9 protein-coding genes and 14 pseudogenes are annotated in these 18,048 nt (G+C 59.2%); 12 read left to right on the forward strand and 11 right to left on the reverse strand.

The window, feature by feature from the left end; genetic code table 11:
* Nucleotides 1-79: 79 nt before the first annotated feature.
* The 5 genes and pseudogenes from D3H35_RS30495 to D3H35_RS00210 form a co-directional block, all read right to left on the reverse strand.
* Nucleotides 80-253, reverse strand: coding sequence for a hypothetical protein (locus tag D3H35_RS30495; RefSeq protein WP_158593864.1), 174 nt, complete (start codon nt 251-253; stop codon nt 80-82).
* A 68-nt stretch (nt 254-321) separates the two neighbouring features.
* Nucleotides 322-1,648: pseudogene (murA, locus tag D3H35_RS33320) on the reverse strand (UDP-N-acetylglucosamine 1-carboxyvinyltransferase).
* A 16-nt stretch (nt 1,649-1,664) separates the two neighbouring features.
* Entirely contained in the window at nt 1,665-2,570 is a 906-nt protein-coding gene (gene murB, locus D3H35_RS00200) for a UDP-N-acetylmuramate dehydrogenase (protein WP_119147276.1), read from the reverse strand.
* Between the two features lie 309 nt (nt 2,571-2,879).
* Nucleotides 2,880-3,992: an undecaprenyldiphospho-muramoylpentapeptide beta-N-acetylglucosaminyltransferase gene (gene murG, locus D3H35_RS00205; protein ID WP_119147277.1), complete on the reverse strand. Its 1,113-nt coding sequence runs from the start codon at nt 3,990-3,992 to the stop codon at nt 2,880-2,882.
* 5 nt (nt 3,993-3,997) lie between these two features.
* Nucleotides 3,998-4,141 (reverse strand): annotated as a pseudogene (locus D3H35_RS00210) (FtsW/RodA/SpoVE family cell cycle protein); the annotation flags it as partial.
* Between the two features lie 28 nt (nt 4,142-4,169).
* Between D3H35_RS00210 and D3H35_RS34435 the strand changes: the two are divergent.
* From D3H35_RS34435 to D3H35_RS00235, 5 genes and pseudogenes are all read left to right on the forward strand, one after another.
* Nucleotides 4,170-4,319: pseudogene (locus D3H35_RS34435) on the forward strand (FtsW/RodA/SpoVE family cell cycle protein); the annotation flags it as partial.
* Between the two features lie 5 nt (nt 4,320-4,324).
* A pseudogene (murG, locus tag D3H35_RS00220) lies at nt 4,325-5,434 on the forward strand (undecaprenyldiphospho-muramoylpentapeptide beta-N-acetylglucosaminyltransferase).
* A 309-nt stretch (nt 5,435-5,743) separates the two neighbouring features.
* Nucleotides 5,744-6,573, forward strand: a pseudogene (gene murB, locus D3H35_RS00225) (UDP-N-acetylmuramate dehydrogenase); the annotation flags it as partial.
* Between the two features lie 91 nt (nt 6,574-6,664).
* Nucleotides 6,665-7,946: pseudogene (gene murA, locus D3H35_RS00230) on the forward strand (UDP-N-acetylglucosamine 1-carboxyvinyltransferase).
* Between the two features lie 118 nt (nt 7,947-8,064).
* Entirely contained in the window at nt 8,065-8,793 is a 729-nt protein-coding gene (locus D3H35_RS00235; protein WP_119147278.1) for a cell division protein FtsQ/DivIB, read from the forward strand.
* Between the two features lie 768 nt (nt 8,794-9,561).
* On the opposite strand, the gene D3H35_RS31700 is transcribed toward D3H35_RS00235, so the two are convergent.
* Together D3H35_RS31700 and D3H35_RS33325 are read right to left on the reverse strand one after the other, a co-directional pair.
* Complete coding sequence (locus D3H35_RS31700) at nt 9,562-10,215, reverse strand: hypothetical protein (protein WP_233567656.1); 654 nt, start codon at nt 10,213-10,215, stop codon at nt 9,562-9,564.
* A gap of 23 nt (nt 10,216-10,238) precedes the next feature.
* Nucleotides 10,239-10,603 (reverse strand): annotated as a pseudogene (locus tag D3H35_RS33325) (hypothetical protein).
* 80 nt (nt 10,604-10,683) lie between these two features.
* On the opposite strand from D3H35_RS33325, the gene D3H35_RS35300 reads away from it, so the two are divergent.
* Complete coding sequence (locus tag D3H35_RS35300; protein ID WP_459178240.1) at nt 10,684-11,058, forward strand: hypothetical protein; 375 nt, start codon at nt 10,684-10,686, stop codon at nt 11,056-11,058.
* Here the strand turns inward: D3H35_RS35300 and murB (D3H35_RS00250) are convergent.
* The 4 genes and pseudogenes from murB (D3H35_RS00250) to D3H35_RS33880 form a co-directional block, all read right to left on the reverse strand.
* Nucleotides 10,969-11,866, reverse strand: a pseudogene (murB, locus tag D3H35_RS00250) (UDP-N-acetylmuramate dehydrogenase). The gene D3H35_RS35300 and the pseudogene murB (D3H35_RS00250) overlap by 90 nt on opposite strands.
* Nucleotides 11,867-12,175: 309 nt before the next feature.
* The gene (locus D3H35_RS34440; RefSeq protein ID WP_411675112.1) at nt 12,176-12,520 is read right to left on the reverse strand and encodes a UDP-N-acetylglucosamine--N-acetylmuramyl-(pentapeptide) pyrophosphoryl-undecaprenol N-acetylglucosamine transferase; all 345 of its coding nucleotides are present in this window, start codon (nt 12,518-12,520) and stop codon (nt 12,176-12,178) included.
* Nucleotides 12,521-12,595: 75 nt separating this feature from the next.
* Nucleotides 12,596-13,284 (reverse strand): annotated as a pseudogene (locus D3H35_RS34445) (UDP-N-acetylglucosamine--N-acetylmuramyl-(pentapeptide) pyrophosphoryl-undecaprenol N-acetylglucosamine transferase).
* Nucleotides 13,285-13,289: 5 nt separating this feature from the next.
* Nucleotides 13,290-13,469 (reverse strand): annotated as a pseudogene (locus D3H35_RS33880) (FtsW/RodA/SpoVE family cell cycle protein); the annotation flags it as partial.
* Here D3H35_RS33880 and D3H35_RS00270 point away from each other — a divergent pair.
* The 6 genes and pseudogenes from D3H35_RS00270 to D3H35_RS00295 form a co-directional block, all read left to right on the forward strand.
* A pseudogene (locus tag D3H35_RS00270) lies at nt 13,461-13,613 on the forward strand (FtsW/RodA/SpoVE family cell cycle protein); the annotation flags it as partial. The pseudogenes D3H35_RS33880 and D3H35_RS00270 overlap by 9 nt on opposite strands.
* 5 nt (nt 13,614-13,618) lie before the next feature.
* Nucleotides 13,619-14,728: pseudogene (gene murG / locus D3H35_RS00275) on the forward strand (undecaprenyldiphospho-muramoylpentapeptide beta-N-acetylglucosaminyltransferase).
* Between the two features lie 307 nt (nt 14,729-15,035).
* Nucleotides 15,036-15,938: pseudogene (gene murB, locus D3H35_RS00280) on the forward strand (UDP-N-acetylmuramate dehydrogenase).
* A gap of 15 nt (nt 15,939-15,953) precedes the next feature.
* Nucleotides 15,954-17,234, forward strand: a pseudogene (gene murA, locus D3H35_RS00285) (UDP-N-acetylglucosamine 1-carboxyvinyltransferase).
* 94 nt (nt 17,235-17,328) lie between these two features.
* Nucleotides 17,329-17,544 (forward strand): hypothetical protein, encoded by a 216-nt coding sequence (locus D3H35_RS00290; protein WP_119147281.1) that lies wholly within the window; start codon nt 17,329-17,331, stop codon nt 17,542-17,544.
* On the forward strand, nt 17,541-18,002 hold the full coding sequence (locus D3H35_RS00295) for a cell division protein FtsQ/DivIB (protein ID WP_119147282.1): 462 nt from the start codon (nt 17,541-17,543) through the stop codon (nt 18,000-18,002). The genes D3H35_RS00290 and D3H35_RS00295 overlap by 4 nt, the downstream gene beginning before the upstream one ends.
* Nucleotides 18,003-18,048: the final 46 nt, after the last annotated feature.

Genomic DNA, 18,048 nt, shown 5'->3' on the forward strand with positions numbered 1-18,048 from the left:
GGTCTCCAGCTTGCCGGAGGACGGAACGAAGAACGAATCGCCGACGTTGACAGCCAGCGCGCTTTCACTTCCTCGGCCGTCAAATACGAAGCGCCTCCACGTTAATGACCTGAATTTTGGCAAGGGAGCGAAAAAACAAAAAAACGAGAATGATGGCCAAGAGAGCGATCAGATCGCCAGCAGCTTTCGGCTCTCGCTTTTTTCCCTTGGCGGGGAGCTCCGCTTGCTTGAGCGCCGGAATCCTCTCGTTCATTCGTCAGTTCCCTCCATTCTCCAAATGCAACCATATGCCGATCCCGCTAGCGGACTTGTCCCAATCGCTTACAAAAACGTCCCCGCTGCGGAGACCCCGCTGCTGGGCGGGGATGCGTTACCTTGACCCTGTAGCTTAAGGCTCTCGTTCGTTACGCGCACGATATCGCCGTTCAACTTGCTGAACATCGCCTCGATCCGATCGTAGCCGCGATCGATGTGATGAACTTGCTCGACGACCGTACGGCCATGCGCCGCGAGTCCGGCGATGACAAGCGCGGCTCCCGCGCGCAAATCGGTCGCTTCCACCGATGTGCCGTATAGCTGCGGCACGCCGCGGATAAAGGCGTGATTGAGATCGACTCTGATGTCGCTCCCATGCGGCACAATTCGTCGACATGCTTGAAGCGGCCTTCGAATATCGTTTCCTTCATAACGCTTACGCCGTCCGACAGGGCAAGCAAGGTCATCACTTGAGCTTGGAGATCGGTCGGAAAAGCGGGGTAAGGAGACGTAACGACGCGATCGACGGCTTTGAGCGCCCGATGCGCCGACCTTCATTATACCATCGCCGACGTCGATTTGAACACCGGCGCGCCTCAGCACGTGGATTAGCGACGTCAGATGAGCGGGATGCGCTCCTTCCAGCGTCACGTCCCCTCGGGTCGCAGCGGCTGCTACCATGACGGTTCCCGACACGATACGGTCGGGAATAATCTCAAAGACGCAGCCTTCGAGCCGGTCGACGCCGTCTATGAAAATCGTGTCTGTACCGGCCCCCGGACTTTGGCGCCAAGCTCGTTCAAAAACCGCTGCAAATCCTGGATTTCCGGCTCGCGGGCGGCGCCGACGATTGTCGTGCGCCCTTTGGCCAGAACGGCAGCCATCATTATATTCTCGGTCGCGCCTACGCTGGGAAAATCCAGAATAATTTCGGCGCCGGTCAGCCTCTTGGCCTTGCATACAATTCGGCTGCCCTTCTCTTCGATGTCCGCGCCAAGGGCGGCAAGCCCCCGCAAATGCAAATCGATTTTTCGTTCGCCAATCGCGCAGCCTCCGGGCTGGTAGAGCTGCACCTCGCCGAATCTGGCGAGAAGCGGGCCCATCAAAAAGACGGAGGAACGCATTTGACGCATCAAAGGCTCGGAATATGCGACGAAGCGATATTCGCGCCGTCCAGGAGCACCGTCTGTTCCTCGTGCTCCGCCCGGCAGCCCAAGTTGCGCAATATATCGAGCATTACGTCGATGTCCAGCAGCTGCGGTACGTTGAGGAGCTTCACGGATCCTTCGGCAAGCAGACTTGCGGCCAAAATCGGCAAAGCGGCGTTTTTGGCTCCGTGGATGCGAATGGTGCCCGAAAGCGGCTTTCCGCCTTCAATCACCAGTTTGTCCAAGGGGTTCACCTCTTCCTTATCGCTCACCCATCAAGAGAACCTCCGGCACCAGATCAATTCCGAAGCGGTCTGCGATGGCGCCCTGTACCCGTTGGATGAGCTTTAGAACGTCCTCGGCCGTCGCTCCGCCATGGTTAACGATAAAGTTGGCGTGCAGCAAGGAAACCTCGGCCCCGCCTTCGCGAGCCCCCTTGAGCCCGGCCGCTTCGATCAGCCTTGCGGCATGATCGTTCGGCGGGTTGCGGAATACGCTGCCCGCACAAGCCATCTGCAGCGGCTGCGTGCGCAGCCTGCGATCCTTGTAGGAAGCCATCGCCGCGGCGATTTCCTTGCGGTCTCCCGGCGCAAGCTCAAGCACGGCCCTCGTCACAATTCCCCGTCGTTCCTGAAGTACGGAATGCCGGTACGAGAATGCCATCTCTTCCTTGCCGAGAGTCGCCATGCTCCCGTCTTCCCAGACGATATCGGCCGACTTGAAAACACGTGATACGTCCGAACCGTGCGCACCGGCGTTCATATAGACGGCACCGCCCACCGTGCCGGGAATTCCTCCCGCGAACTCCAGCCCGGTCAGCCCTTCCTTGCCGGACATAACCGATAGCTTGATGAACGAATACGACGCGCCCGCTTGCGCCGCGTTTCCTTCGAAGCGAAGCCCCCCGAAGCCGTCACCAAGCTTGATAACGGCGCCGCGAACCCCTTTGTCGGAGACGAGCGTATTGGACCCCCTGCCGAGCATGGTCCACGGAACTCCCCGGCTATGAAGGACAGCCAGCGCAGCAGCGAGCTGTTCCTCGTCATCGGGAATGATCAGCACGTCCGCAGGCCCGCCGATTTTCCAGGTCGTATGATTGGCGAGCGGTTCGTTCGTCCACACGCGCCCTACCCCGGCGTGTTCCAGCTCCGCGGTCAATTGCTGCATGAAAGTTTCCTCCTTGGCGTGCCCGAATCCGGGTCGCCGCGCCGAAATCGGCCCTCGTCGACAGAACGGGACGATTTCAATCGCGGCGCCGAAATCGGCCCGCTGTGCAATTACAGGAATGTCAGCCGTTCCGTGAAGAAACGGCAGCCTTCATCCGGCGCGTGTGTCGCTGTCGGTCTCGCCGGCGCGAGAACAAGTTCGGCAGTCACGATCACGCTGTATCTTATGTCAGGCTGCAAGGGGGTGTGACAAATGCCCATTGCCCATCCCCTCAGCCGCATCGCCCGATGAAGAGCATTCCGTTCGAATTTATCGTTGCTGCCGGGTAACCCGGCGGATTTGCTCGTATATGGCGGCCGCCGCTTCCGGCATGCCGAGGGACCGCGACGCTTTGGACATCGCCGCGCGCCGATCGGAATCCCCCATAATGGCGGAAATCCGTTCGAAAAGCGCGTCGCCGGTCAGCTCGCGCTCCAGAATCATTTCGCCCGCGCCCGCGTCGGCGACGCTTCGGGCGTTCGGCTCCTGATGGTTGTTCGTTACGTTCGGCGACGGCACCAATATCGAAGGGACGCCGATCGCCGTTATTTCCGCGACCAGCGAAGCGCCGGCGCGGCTCACGACCAGCGAGGCCGCCGCCAATACTTCCGGCATGTTGTGCAAATAAGGCAGTACATGAATTCGGCTTTGCGAAGAAGACGCCAGTCCTTCGATTCGCGCCTTGGTCTCTTCATAGAACCGTTCTCCCGTGACGATTACGACATGTACGTCCGGCAATGCAGAGAGCGCGGGCGACATTCGGACAGCCGCCTCGTTCAGCGCTTTGGCCCCGCCGCTTCCGCCGACGACGACGACGAACGGCGTCTCGGGAGCCAGTCCGAGCGAAGCAAAGCCTTGCTTGCGGTCCGCTCGAAGAACGGCCGACGCGCACGGATTTCCGGCATGAACGACGTCCGGGCATTTGGCGAAATGCGGCTTCGATTCCGCAAAGCTGACGGCCACGCCTTTCACATAGCGGCTCAAAAAATGATTGGTAAGGCCGGGTACGACATTCTGCTCGTGAATGACCGTCGGAATGCCGAGCTTCGCCGCCGCGTAGACGACGGGACCGCACACATATCCTCCGGTGCCGACGACGACGTCCGGCTTGAATTTTTTCAGCAGCGCCTTCGAACGCCGCACCCCTTGCCAAAACCGCATTACTGTCCGTACGTTCTCGAACGACAGCGATCTCCTAAAGCCGGTAATGTGGATCGCTTCGAAAGGGATGCCTTGCTGCGGAACGATTCGGCTCTCCAGCCCCCTCAGAGCTCCGATGTACAGGAAGGACGAATCCGGCTCCCGTTCCTTAATATCGCGGCCAATGGCCAGCGCAGGATAAATATGACCTCCGGTGCCTCCACCGGTCAACACGACACGCATGAACGTCACCTCGCATGACGGGATAAATTAAGTAAAATGCCAAGCGCCGTCAGCAGCAGCGTCAGCGACGAGCCTCCGTAGCTGACGAGCGGCAGCGTGATTCCCGTTACCGGCATCATGCCGATTACGACTCCGATATTGATAAGCACTGCACCGCGAAATCGTCGGCATTTTCGCGTTCAGGTGCTTATCAATATCGGAGTCGTAATCGGCATGATGCCGGTAACGGGAATCACGCTGCCGCTCGTCAGCTACGGAGGCTCGTCGCTGACGCTGCTGCTGACGGCGCTTGGCATTTTACTTAATTTATCCCGTCATGCGAGGTGACGTTCATGCGTGTCGTGTTGACCGGTGGAGGCACCGGAGGTCATATTTATCCTGCGCTGGCCATTGGCCGCGATATTAAGGAACGGGAGCCGGATTCGTCCTTCCTGTACATCGGAGCTCTGAGGGGCTGGAGAGCCGAATCGTTCCGCAGCAAGGCATCCCTTTCGAAGCGATCCACATTACCGGCTTTAGGAGATCGCTGTCGTTCGAGAACGTACGGACAGTAATGCGGTTTTGGCAAGGGGTGCGGCGTTCGAAGGCGCTGCTGAAAAAATTCAAGCCGGACGTCGTCGTCGGCACCGGAGGATATGTGTGCGGTCCCGTCGTCTACGCGGCGGCGAAGCTCGGCATTCCGACGGTCATTCACGAGCAGAATGTCGTACCCGGCCTTACCAATCATTTTTTGAGCCGCTATGTGAAAGGCGTGGCCGTCAGCTTTGCGGAATCGAAGCCGCATTTCGCCAAATGCCCGGACGTCGTTCATGCCGGAAATCCGTGCGCGTCGGCCGTTCTTCGAGCGGACCGCAAGCAAGGCTTTGCTTCGCTCGGACTGGCTCCCGAGACGCCGTTCGTCGTCGTCGTCGGCGGAAGCGGCGGGCCAAAGCGCTGAACGAGGCGGCTGTCCGAATGTCGCCCGCGCTCTCTGCATTGCCGGACGTACATGTCGTAATCGTCACGGGAGAACGGTTCTATGAAGAGACCAAGGCGCGAATCGAAGGACTGGCGTCTTCTTCGCAAAGCCGAATTCATGTACTGCCTTATTTGCACAACATGCCGGAAGTATTGGCGGCGGCCTCGCTGGTCGTGAGCCGCGCCGGCGCTTCGCTGGTCGCGGAAATAACGGCGATCGGCGTCCCTTCGATATTGGTGCCGTCGCCGAACGTAACGAACAACCATCAGGAGCCGAACGCCCGAAGCGTCGCCGACGCGGGCGCGGGCGAAATGATTCTGGAGCGCGAGCTGACCGGCGACGCGCTTTTCGAACGGATTTCCGCCATTATGGGGATTCCGATCGGCGCGCGGCGATGTCCAAAGCGTCGCGGTCCCTCGGCATGCCGGAAGCGGCGGCCGCCATATACGAGCAAATCCGCCGGGTTACCCGGCAGCAACGATAAATTCGAACGGAATGCTCTTCATCGGGCGATGCGGCTGAGGGGATGGGCAATGGGCATTTGTCACACCCCCTTGCAGCCTGACATAAGATACAGCGTGATCGTGACTGCCGAACTTGTTCTCGCGCCGGCGAGACCGACAGCGACACACGCGCCGGATGAAGGCTGCCGTTTCTTCACGGAACGGCTGACATTCCTGTAATTGCACAGCGGGCCGATTTCGGCGCCGCGATTGAAATCGTCCCGTTCTGTCGACGAGGGCCGATTTCGGCGCGGCGACCCGGATTCGGGCACGCCAAGGAGGAAACTTTCATGCAGCAATTGACCGCGGAGCTGGAACACGCCGGGGTAGGGCGCGTGTGGACGAACGAACCGCTCGCCAATCATACGACCTGGAAAATCGGCGGGCCTGCGGACGTGCTGATCATTCCCGATGACGAGGAACAGCTCGCTGCTGCGCTGGCTGTCCTTCATAGCCGGGGAGTTCCGTGGACCATGCTCGGCAGGGGGTCCAATACGCTCGTCTCCGACAAAGGGGTTCGCGGCGCCGTTATCAAGCTTGGTGACGGCTTCGGGGGGCTTCGCTTCGAAGGAAACGCGGCGCAAGCGGGCGCGTCGTATTCGTTCATCAAGCTATCGGTTATGTCCGGCAAGGAAGGGCTGACCGGGCTGGAGTTCGCGGGAGGAATTCCCGGCACGGTGGGCGGTGCCGTCTATATGAACGCCGGTGCGCACGGTTCGGACGTATCACGTGTTTTCAAGTCGGCCGATATCGTCTGGGAAGACGGGAGCATGGCGACTCTCGGCAAGGAAGAGATGGCATTCTCGTACCGGCATTCCGTACTTCAGGAACGACGGGGAATTGTGACGAGGGCCGTGCTTGAGCTTGCGCCGGGAGACCGCAAGGAAATCGCCGCGGCGATGGCTTCCTACAAGGATCGCAGGCTGCGCACGCAGCCGCTGCAGATGGCTTGTGCGGGCAGCGTATTCCGCAACCCGCCGAACGATCATGCCGCAAGGCTGATCGAAGCGGCCGGGCTCAAGGGGGCTCGCGAAGGCGGGGCGAGGTTTCCTTGCTGCACGCCAACTTTATCGTTAACCATGGCGGAGCGACGGCCGAGGACGTTCTAAAGCTCATCCAACGGGTACAGGGCGCCATCGCAGACCGCTTCGGAATTGATCTGGTGCCGGAGGTTCTCTTGATGGGTGAGCGATAAGGAAGAGGTGAACCCCTTGGACAAACTGGTGATTGAAGGCGGAAAGCCGCTTTCGGGCACCATTCGCATCCACGGAGCCAAAAACGCCGCTTTGCCGATTTTGGCCGCAAGTCTGCTTGCCGAAGGATCCGTGAAGCTCCTCAACGTACCGCAGCTGCTGGACATCGACGTAATGCTCGATATATTGCGCAACTTGGGCTGCCGGGCGGAGCACGAGGAACAGACGGTGCTCCTGGACGGCGCGAATATCGCTTCGTCGCATATTCCCGAGCCTTTGATGCGTCAAATGCGTTCCTCCGTCTTTTTGATGGGCCCGCTTCTCGCCAGATTCGGCGAGGTGCAGCTCTACCAGCCCGGAGGCTGCGCGATTGGCGAACGAAAAATCGATTTGCATTTGCGGGGCTTGCCGCCCTTGGCGCGGACATCGAAGAGAAGGGCAGCCGAATTGTATGCAAGGCCAAGAGGCTGACCGGCGCCGAAATTATTCTGGATTTTCCCAGCGTAGGCGCGACCGAGAATATAATGATGGCTGCCGTTCTGGCCAAAGGGCGCACGACAATCGTCGGCGCCGCCCGCGAGCCGGAAATCCAGGATTTGCAGCGGTTTTTGAACGAGCTTGGCGCCAAAGTCCGGGGGCCGGTACAGACACGATTTTCATAGACGGCGTCGACCGGCTCGAAGGCTGCGTCTTTGAGATTATTCCCGACCGTATCGTGTCGGGAACCGTCATGGTAGCAGCCGCTGCGACCCGAGGGGACGTGACGCTGGAAGGAGCGCATCCCGCTCATCTGACGTCGCTAATCCACGTGCTGAGGCGCGCCGGTGTTCAAATCGACGTCGGCGATGGTATAATGAAGGTCGGCGCATCGGGGCGGCTCAAAGCCGTCGATCGCGTCGTTACGTCTCCTTACCCCGCTTTTCCGACCGATCTCCAAGCTCAAGTGATGACCTTGCTTGCCCTGTCGGACGGCGTAAGCGTTATGAAGGAAACGATATTCGAAGGCCGCTTCAAGCATGTCGACGAATTGTGCCGCATGGGAGCGGACATCAGAGTCGATCTCAATCACGCCTTTATCCGCGGCGTGCCGCAGCTATACGGCACATCGGTGGAAGCGACCGATTTGCGCGCGGGAGCCGCGCTTGTCATCGCCGGACTCGCGGCGCATGGCCGTACGGTCGTCGAGCAAGTTCATCACATCGATCGCGGCTACGATCGGATCGAGGCGATGTTCAGCAAGTTGAACGGCGATATCGTGCGCGTAACGAACGAGAGCCTTAAGCTACAGGGTCAAAGGTAACGCATCCCGCCCAGCAGGCCGTCTCCCGCAGCGGGGACGTTTTTTGTAAGCGATTGGGACAAGTCCGCTAGCGGATCGGCATATGGTTGCATTTTGGAGAATGGAGGGGAACTGACGAATGAACGAGAGGATTCCGGCGCTCAAGCAAGCGGAGCTCCCCGCCAAGGGAAAAAAGCGAGGCCGAAAGCTGCTGGCGATCGTGATCGCTCTCTTGGCCATCATTCTCGTTTTTTTGTTTTTTCGCTCCTCCTTGGCCAAAATTCAGGTCATTAACGTGGAGGGCGCTTCGTATTTGACGGCCGAGGAAGTGAAAGCCGCGCTGGCTGTCAACGTCGGCGATTCGTTCTTCGTTCCGTCCTCCGGCAAGCTGGAGACCAGAGTGCGTTCTCTGAAGCCGGTTAAGGAGGCTTCGATCGTCAAGCATTTTCCAGGCAAGCTTACCGTGAAGCTGCAAGAATTCGAAGAGGTGGCGACAGAGCTCGGAGCGGACGGCAAGGTGCAAGCGGTGCTTGCCAACGGCCTCGTCCTCCCTTCGAAGCAGGGAGCGCTTCCCGATAAGCCTATTCTAACCGGATGGAAGACGGGGGACGCGAACTTTCAGGCGCTGTGCCAGACACTGAGCCAGCTTCCGGATCACTTGCTGACGGATTTATCCGAAATCAAGCCCGATCCTTCCAAATCTTATCCCGACCGGATCAAGCTGTATACCCGATCTCGCTTCGAGGTTGTAACGACTGTAGGCAAGCTGTCCGAAAAAATTATTTTTCTGAGCGATATCGTGGAAACCGCGAGCCTGGACGCATCGTTCTGCTCGAAGACCTATTTTCCGTATTCGGCGAATGCTTAGCCGTCTTGTCGGATCAAGATTGCGAATCCGCCCCGTCCTGTCGGCGTGCCGAATACGGAAAATAGGTGTCGCTTCGAGCAGAACGATGCGTCCAGGCTCGCGGTTTTCCACGATATCGCTCAGAAAAATAATTTTTTCGGACAGCTTGCCTACAGTCGTTACAACCTCGAAGCGAGATCGGTATACAGCTTGATCCGGTCGGGATAAGATTTGGAAGGATCGGGCTTGATTTCGGATAAATCCGTCAGCAAGTGATCCGGAAGCTGGCTCAGTGTCTGGCACAGCGCCTGAAAGTTCGCGTCCCGTCTTCCATCCGGTTAGAATAGGCTTATCGGGAAGCGCTCCCTGCTTCGAAGGGAGGACGAGGCCGTTGGCAAGCACCGCTTGCACCTTGCCGTCCGCTCCGAGCTCTGTCGCCACCTCTTCGAATTCTTGCAGCTTCACGGTAAGCTTGCCTGGAAAATGCTTGACGATCGAAGCCTCCTTAACCGGCTTCAGAGAACGCACTCTGGTCTCCAGCTTGCGGAGGACGGAACGAAGAACGAATCGCCGACGTTGACAGCCAGCGCGGCTTTCACTTCCTCGGCCGTCAAATACGAAGCGCCCTCCACGTTAATGACCTGAATTTTGGCCAAGGAGGAGCGAAAAAACAAAAAACGAGAATGATGGCCAAGAGAGCGATCACGATCGCCAGCAGCTTTCGGCCTCGCTTTTTTCCCTTGGCGGGAGCTCCGCTTGCTTGAGCGCCGGAATCCTCTCGTTCATTCGTCAGTTCCCCTCCATTCTCCAAAATGCAACCATATGCCGATCCGCTAGCGGACTTGTCCAATCGCTTACAAAAAACGTCCCCGCTGCGGGAGACGGCCTGCTGGGCGGGGATGCGTTACCTTTGACCTGTAGCTTAAGGCTCTCGTTCGTTACGCGCACGATATCGCCGTTCAACTTGCTGAACATCGCCTCGATCCGATCGTAGCCGCGATCGATGTGATGAACTTGCTCGACGACCGTACGGCCATGCGCCGCGAGTCCGGCGATGACAAGCGCGGCTCCCGCGCGCAAATCGGTCGCTTCCACCGATGTGCCGTATAGCTGCGGCACGCCGCGGATAAAGGCGTGATTGAGATCGACTCTGATGTCCGCTCCCATGCGGCACAATTCGTCGACATGCTTGAAGCGGCCTTCGAATATCGTTTCCTTCATAACGCTTACGCCGTCCGACAGGGCAAGCAAGGTCATCACTTGAGCTTGGAGATCGGTCGGAAAAGCGGGGTAAGGAGACGTAACGACGCGATCGACGGCTTTGAGCCGCCCCGATGCGCCGACCTTCATTATACCATCGCCGACGTCGATTTGAACACCGGCGCGCCTCAGCACGTGGATTAGCGACGTCAGATGAGCGGGATGCGCTCCTTCCAGCGTCACGTCCCCTCGGGTCGCAGCGGCTGCTACATGACGGTTCCCGACACGATACGGTCGGGAATAATCTCAAAGACGCAGCCTTCGAGCCGGTCGACGCCGTCTATGAAAATCGTGTCTGTACCGGCCCCCCGGACTTTGGCGCCAAGCTCGTTCAAAAACCGCTGCAAATCCTGGATTTCCGGCTCGCGGGCGGCGCCGACGATTGTCGTGCGCCTTTGGCCAGAACGGCAGCCATCATTATATTCTCGGTCGCGCCTACGCTGGGAAATCCAGAATAATTTCGGCGCCGGTCAGCCTCTTGGCCTTGCATACAATTCGGCTGCCTTCTCTTCGATGTCCGCGCCAAGGGCGGCAAGCCCCGCAAATGCAAATCGATTTTTCGTTCGCCAATCGCGCAGCCTCCGGGCTGGTAGAGCTGCACCTCGCCGAATCTGGCGAGAAGCGGGCCATCAAAAAGACGGAGGAACGCATTTGACGCATCAAAGGCTCGGGAATATGCGACGAAGCGATATTCGCGCCGTCCAGGAGCACCGTCTGTTCCTCGTGCTCCGCCGGCAGCCCAAGTTGCGCAATATATCGAGCATTACGTCGATGTCCAGCAGCTGCGGTACGTTGAGGAGCTTCACGGATCCTTCGGCAAGCAGACTTGCGGCCAAAATCGGCAAAGCGGCGTTTTTGGCTCCGTGGATGCGAATGGTGCCCGAAAGCGGCTTTCCGCCTTCAATCACCAGTTTGTCCAAGGGGTTCACCTCTTCCTTATCGCTCACCCATCAAGAGAACCTCCGGCACCAGATCAATTCCGAAGCGGTCTGCGATGGCGCCCTGTACCCGTTGGATGAGCTTTAGAACGTCCTCGGCCGTCGCTCCGCCATGGTTAACGATAAAGTTGGCGTGCAGCAAGGAAACCTCGGCCCGCCTTCGCGAGCCCCCTTGAGCCCGGCCGCTTCGATCAGCCTTGCGGCATGATCGTTCGGCGGGTTGCGGAATACGCTGCCCGCACAAGCCATCTGCAGCGGCTGCGTGCGCAGCCTGCGATCCTTGTAGGAAGCCATCGCCGCGGCGATTTCCTTGCGGTCTCCCGGCGCAAGCTCAAGCACGGCCTCGTCACAATTCCCGTCGTTCCTGAAGTACGGAATGCGGGTACGAGAATGCCATCTCTTCCTTGCCGAGAGTCGCCATGCTCCCGTCTTCCCAGACGATATCGGCCGACTTGAAAACACGTGATACGTCCGAACCGTGCGCACCGGCGTTCATATAGACGGCACCGCCCACCGTGCCGGGAATTCCTCCCGCGAACTCCAGCCCGGTCAGCCCTTCCTTGCCGGACATAACCGATAGCTTGATGAACGAATACGACGCGCCGCTTGCGCCGCGTTTCCTTCGAAGCGAAGCCCCCGAAGCCGTCACCAAGCTTGATAACGGCGCCGCGAACCCTTTGTCGGAGACGAGCGTATTGGACCCCCTGCCGAGCATGGTCCACGGAACTCCCGGCTATGAAGGACAGCCAGCGCAGCAGCGAGCTGTTCCTCGTCATCGGGAATGATCAGCACGTCCGCAGGCCCGCCGATTTTCCAGGTCGTATGATTGGCGAGCGGTTCGTTCGTCCACACGCGCCCTACCCGGCGTGTTCCAGCTCCGCGGTCAATTGCTGCATGAAAGTTTCCTCCTTGGCGTGCCCGAATCCGGGTCGCCGCGCCGAAATCGGCCCTCGTCGACAGAACGGGACGATTTCAATCGCGGCGCCGAAATCGGCCCGCTGTGCAATTACAGGAATGTCAGCCGTTCCGTGAAGAAACGGCAGCCTTCATCCGGCGCGTGTGTCGCTGTCGGTCTCGCCGGCGCGAGAACAAGTTCGGCAGTCACGATCACGCTGTATCTTATGTCAGGCTGCAAGGGGGTGTGACAAATGCCCATTGCCCATCCCCTCAGCCGCATCGCCCGATGAAGAGCATTCCGTTCGAATTTATCGTTGCTGCCGGGTAACCCGGCGGATTTGCTCGTATATGGCGGCCGCCGCTTCCGGCATGCCGAGGGACCGCGACGCTTTGGACATCGCCGCGCGCCGATCGGAATCCCCCATAATGGCGGAAATCCGTTCGAAAAGCGCGTCGCCGGTCAGCTCGCGCTCCAGAATCATTTCGCCCGCGCCCGCGTCGGCGACGCTTCGGGCGTTCGGCTCCTGATGGTTGTTCGTTACGTTCGGCGACGGCACCAATATCGAAGGGACGCCGATCGCCGTTATTTCCGCGACCAGCGAAGCGCCGGCGCGGCTCACGACCAGCGAGGCCGCCGCCAATACTTCCGGCATGTTGTGCAAATAAGGCAGTACATGAATTCGGCTTTGCGAAGAGACGCCAGTCCTTCGATTCGCGCCTTGGTCTCTTCATAGAACCGTTCTCCCGTGACGATTACGACATGTACGTCCGGCAATGCAGAGAGCGCGGGCGACATTCGGACAGCCGCCTCGTTCAGCGCTTTGGCCCGCCGCTTCCGCCGACGACGACGACGAACGGCGTCTCGGGAGCCAGTCCGAGCGAAGCAAAGCCTTGCTTGCGGTCCGCTCGAAGAACGGCCGACGCGCACGGATTTCGGCATGAACGACGTCCGGGCATTTGGCGAAATGCGGCTTCGATTCCGCAAAGCTGACGGCCACGCCTTTCACATAGCGGCTCAAAAAATGATTGGTAAGGCCGGGTACGACATTCTGCTCGTGAATGACCGTCGGAATGCCGAGCTTCGCCGCCGCGTAGACGACGGGACCGCACACATATCCTCCGGTGCCGACGACGACGTCCGGCTTGAATTTTTTCAGCAGCGCCTTCGAACGCCGCACCCCTTGCCAAAACCGCATTACTGTCCGTACGTTCTCGAACGACAGCGATCTCCTAAAGCCGGTAATGTGGATCGCTTCGAAAGGGATGCCTTGCTGCGGAACGATTCGGCTCTCCAGCCCCTCAGAGCTCCGATGTACAGGAAGGACGAATCCGGCTCCCGTTCCTTAATATCGCGGCCAATGGCCAGCGCAGGATAAATATGACCTCCGGTGCCTCCACCGGTCAACACGACACGCATGAACGTCACCTCGCATGACGGGATAAATTAAGTAAAATGCCAAGCGCCGTCAGCAGCAGCGTCAGCGACGAGCCTCCGTAGCTGACGAGCGGCAGCGTGATTCCGTTACCGGCATCATGCGATTACGACTCCGATATTGATAAGCACCTGAACGCGAAAATGCCGACGATCCCGATGCGAGCAAGCTGCTTATCAATATCGGAGTCGTAATCGGCATGATGCCGGTAACGGGAATCACGCTGCCGCTCGTCAGCTACGGAGGCTCGTCGCTGACGCTGCTGCTGACGGCGCTTGGCATTTTACTTAATTTATCCCGTCATGCGAGGTGACGTTCATGCGTGTCGTGTTGACCGGTGGAGGCACCGGAGGTCATATTTATCCTGCGCTGGCCATTGGCCGCGATATTAAGGAACGGGAGCCGGATTCGTCCTTCCTGTACATCGGAGCTCTGAGGGGGGGGAGAGCCGAATCGTTCCGCAGCAAGGCATCCCTTTCGAAGCGATCCACATTACCGGCTTTAGGAGATCGCTGTCGTTCGAGAACGTACGGACAGTAATGCGGTTTTGGCAAGGGGTGCGGCGTTCGAAGGCGCTGCTGAAAAAATTCAAGCCGGACGTCGTCGTCGGCACCGGAGGATATGTGTGCGGTCCCGTCGTCTACGCGGCGGCGAAGCTCGGCATTCCGACGGTCATTCACGAGCAGAATGTCGTACCCGGCCTTACCAATCATTTTTTGAGCCGCTATGTGAAAGGCGTGGCCGTCAGCTTTGCGGAATCGAAGCCGCATTTCGCCAAATGCCCGGACGTCGTTCATGCCGGAAATCCGTGCGCGTCGGCCGTTCTTCGAGCGGACCGCAAGCAAGGCTTTGCTTCGCTCGGACTGGCTCCCGAGACGCCGTTCGTCGTCGTCGTCGGCGGAAGCGGCGGGCCAAAGCGCTGAACGAGGCGGCTGTCCGAATGTCGCCCGCGCTCTCTGCATTGCCGGACGTACATGTCGTAATCGTCACGGAGAACGGTTCTATGAAGAGACCAAGGCGCGAATCGAAGGACTGGCGTCTTCTTCGCAAAGCCGAATTCATGTACTGCCTTATTTGCACAACATGCCGGAAGTATTGGCGGCGGCCTCGCTGGTCGTGAGCCGCGCCGGCGCTTCGCTGGTCGCGGAAATAACGGCGATCGGCGTCCCTTCGATATTGGTGCCGTCGCCGAACGTAACGAACAACCATCAGGAGCCGAACGCCCGAAGCGTCGCCGACGCGGGCGCGGGCGAAATGATTCTGGAGCGCGAGCTGACCGGCGACGCGCTTTTCGAACGGATTTCCGCCATTATGGGGGATTCCGATCGGCGCGCGGCGATGTCCAAAGCGTCGCGGTCCCTCGGCATGCCGGAAGCGGCGGCCGCCATATACGAGCAAATCCGCCGGGTTACCCGGCAGCAACGATAAATTCGAACGGAATGCTCTTCATCGGGCGATGCGGCTGAGGGGATGGGCAATGGGCATTTGTCACACCCTTGCAGCCTGACATAAGATACAGCGTGATCGTGACTGCCGAACTTGTTCTCGCGCCGGCGAGACCGACAGCGACACACGCGCCGGATGAAGGCTGCCGTTTCTTCACGGAACGGCTGACATTCCTGTAATTGCACAGCGGGCCGATTTCGGCGCCGCGATTGAAATCGTCCCGTTCTGTCGACGAGGGCCGATTTCGGCGCGGCGACCCGGATTCGGGCACGCCAAGGAGGAAACTTTCATGCAGCAATTGACCGCGGAGCTGGAACACGCCGGGGTAGGGCGCGTGTGGACGAACGAACCGCTCGCCAATCATACGACCTGGAAAATCGGCGGGCCTGCGGACGTGCTGATCATTCCCGATGACGAGGAACAGCTCGCTGCTGCGCTGGCTGTCCTTCATAGCCGGGGAGTTCCGTGGACCATGCTCGGCAGGGGGTCCAATACGCTCGTCTCCGACAAAGGGGTTCGCGGCGCCGTTATCAAGCTTGGTGACGGCTTCGGGGGGCTTCGCTTCGAAGGAAACGCGGCGCAAGCGGGCGCGTCGTATTCGTTCATCAAGCTATCGGTTATGTCCGGCAAGGAAGGGCTGACCGGGCTGGAGTTCGCGGAGGAATTCCGGCACGGTGGGCGGTGCCGTCTATATGAACGCCGGTGCGCACGGTTCGGACGTATCACGTGTTTTCAAGTCGGCCGATATCGTCTGGGAAGACGGGAGCATGGCGACTCTCGGCAAGGAAGAGATGGCATTCTCGTACCGGCATTCCGTACTTCAGGAACGACGGGGAATTGTGACGAGGGCCGTGCTTGAGCTTGCGCCGGGAGACCGCAAGGAAATCGCCGCGGCGATGGCTTCCTACAAGGATCGCAGGCTGCGCACGCAGCCGCTGCAGATGGCTTGTGCGGGCAGCGTATTCCGCAACCCGCCGAACGATCATGCCGCAAGGCTGATCGAAGCGGCCGGGCTCAAGGGGGCTCGCGAAGGCGGGGCCGAGGTTTCCTTGCTGCACGCCAACTTTATCGTTAACCATGGCGGAGCGACGGCGAGGACGTTCTAAAGCTCATCCAACGGGTACAGGGCGCCATCGCAGACCGCTTCGGAATTGATCTGGTGCCGGAGGTTCTCTTGATGGGTGAGCGATAAGGAAGAGGTGAACCCTTGGACAAACTGGTGATTGAAGGCGGAAAGCCGCTTTCGGGCACCATTCGCATCCACGGAGCCAAAAACGCCGCTTTGCCGATTTTGGCCGCAAGTCTGCTTGCCGAAGGATCCGTGAAGCTCCTCAACGTACCGCAGCTGCTGGACATCGACGTAATGCTCGATATATTGCGCAACTTGGCTGCCGGGCGGAGCACGAGGAACAGACGGTGCTCCTGGACGGCGCGAATATCGCTTCGTCGCATATTCCCGAGCCTTTGATGCGTCAAATGCGTTCCTCCGTCTTTTTGATGGGCCCGCTTCTCGCCAGATTCGGCGAGGTGCAGCTCTACCAGCCCGGAGGCTGCGCGATTGGCGAACGAAAAATCGATTTGCATTTGCGGGGGCTTGCCGCCCTTGGCGCGGACATCGAAGAGAAGGGCAGCCGAATTGTATGCAAGGCCAAGAGGCTGACCGGCGCCGAAATTATTCTGGATTTTCCCAGCGTAGGCGCGACCGAGAATATAATGATGGCTGCCGTTCTGGCCAAAGGGCGCACGACAATCGTCGGCGCCGCCCGCGAGCCGGAAATCCAGGATTTGCAGCGGTTTTTGAACGAGCTTGGCGCCAAAGTCCGGGGGGCCGGTACAGACACGATTTTCATAGACGGCGTCGACCGGCTCGAAGGCTGCGTCTTTGAGATTATTCCGACCGTATCGTGTCGGGAACCGTCATGGTAGCAGCCGCTGCGACCCGAGGGGACGTGACGCTGGAAGGAGCGCATCCCGCTCATCTGACGTCGCTAATCCACGTGCTGAGGCGCGCCGGTGTTCAAATCGACGTCGGCGATGGTATAATGAAGGTCGGCGCATCGGGGCGGCTCAAAGCCGTCGATCGCGTCGTTACGTCTCCTTACCCGCTTTTCCGACCGATCTCCAAGCTCAAGTGATGACCTTGCTTGCCCTGTCGGACGGCGTAAGCGTTATGAAGGAAACGATATTCGAAGGCCGCTTCAAGCATGTCGACGAATTGTGCCGCATGGGAGCGGACATCAGAGTCGATCTCAATCACGCCTTTATCCGCGGCGTGCCGCAGCTATACGGCACATCGGTGGAAGCGACCGATTTGCGCGCGGGAGCCGCGCTTGTCATCGCCGGACTCGCGGCGCATGGCCGTACGGTCGTCGAGCAAGTTCATCACATCGATCGCGGCTACGATCGGATCGAGGCGATGTTCAGCAAGTTGAACGGCGATATCGTGCGCGTAACGAACGAGAGCCTTAAGCTACAGGGTCAAAGGTAACGCATCCCGCCCAGCAGGCCGTCTCCCGCAGCGGGGACGTTTTTTGTAAGCGATTGGGACAAGTCCGCTAGCGGGATCGGCATATGGTTGCATTTTGGAGAATGGAGGGGAACTGACGAATGAACGAGAGGATTCCGGCGCTCAAGCAAGCGGAGCTCCCCGCCAAGGGAAAAAGCGAGGCCGAAAGCTGCTGGCGATCGTGATCGCTCTCTTGGCCATCATTCTCGTTTTTTTGTTTTTTTCGCTCCTCCTTGCCAAAATTCAGGTCATTAACGTGGAGGGCGCTTCGTATTTGACGGCCGAGAAGTGAAAGCCGCGCTGGCTGTCAACGTCGGCGATTCGTTCTTCGTTCCGTCCTCCGGCAAGCTGGAGACCAGAGTGCGTTCTCTGAAGCCGGTTAAGGAGGCTTCGATCGTCAAGCATTTTCCAGGCAAGCTTACCGTGAAGCTGCAAGAATTCGAAGAGGTGGCGACAGAGCTCGGAGCGGACGGCAAGGTGCAAGCGGTGCTTGCCAACGGCCTCGTCCTCCCTTCGAAGCAGGGAGCGCTTCCCGATAAGCCTATTCTAACCGGATGGAAGACGGGGGACGCGAACTTTCAGGCGCTGTGCCAGACACTGAGCCAGCTTCCGGATCACTTGCTGACGGATTTATCCGAAATCAAGCCCGATCCTTCCAAATTATCCCGACCGGATCAAGCTGTATACCCGATCTCGCTTCGAGGTTGTAACGACTGTAGGCAAGCTGTCCGAAAAAATTATTTTTTCTGAGCGATATCGTGGAAAACCGAGCCTGGACGCATCGTTCTGCTCGAAG

The sequence above is a fragment of the Cohnella faecalis genome (assembly GCF_003570905.1).
Taxonomy (GTDB): Bacteria; Bacillota; Bacilli; order Paenibacillales; family Paenibacillaceae; genus Cohnella; species Cohnella faecalis.

Coding starts and splice junctions, on each gene's coding strand:
- murB (WP_119147276.1), bottom strand. CDS start 2,570: ATGCAGCAATTGACCGCGGAGCTGGAACACGCCGGGGTAGGGCGCGTG.
- D3H35_RS00235 (WP_119147278.1), top strand. CDS start 8,065: ATGAACGAGAGGATTCCGGCGCTCAAGCAAGCGGAGCTCCCCGCCAAG.
- D3H35_RS30495 (WP_158593864.1), bottom strand. CDS start 253: ATGAACGAGAGGATTCCGGCGCTCAAGCAAGCGGAGCTCCCCGCCAAG.
- murG (WP_119147277.1), bottom strand. CDS start 3,992: ATGCGTGTCGTGTTGACCGGTGGAGGCACCGGAGGTCATATTTATCCT.
- D3H35_RS34440 (WP_411675112.1), bottom strand. CDS start 12,520: ATGCCGGAAGTATTGGCGGCGGCCTCGCTGGTCGTGAGCCGCGCCGGC.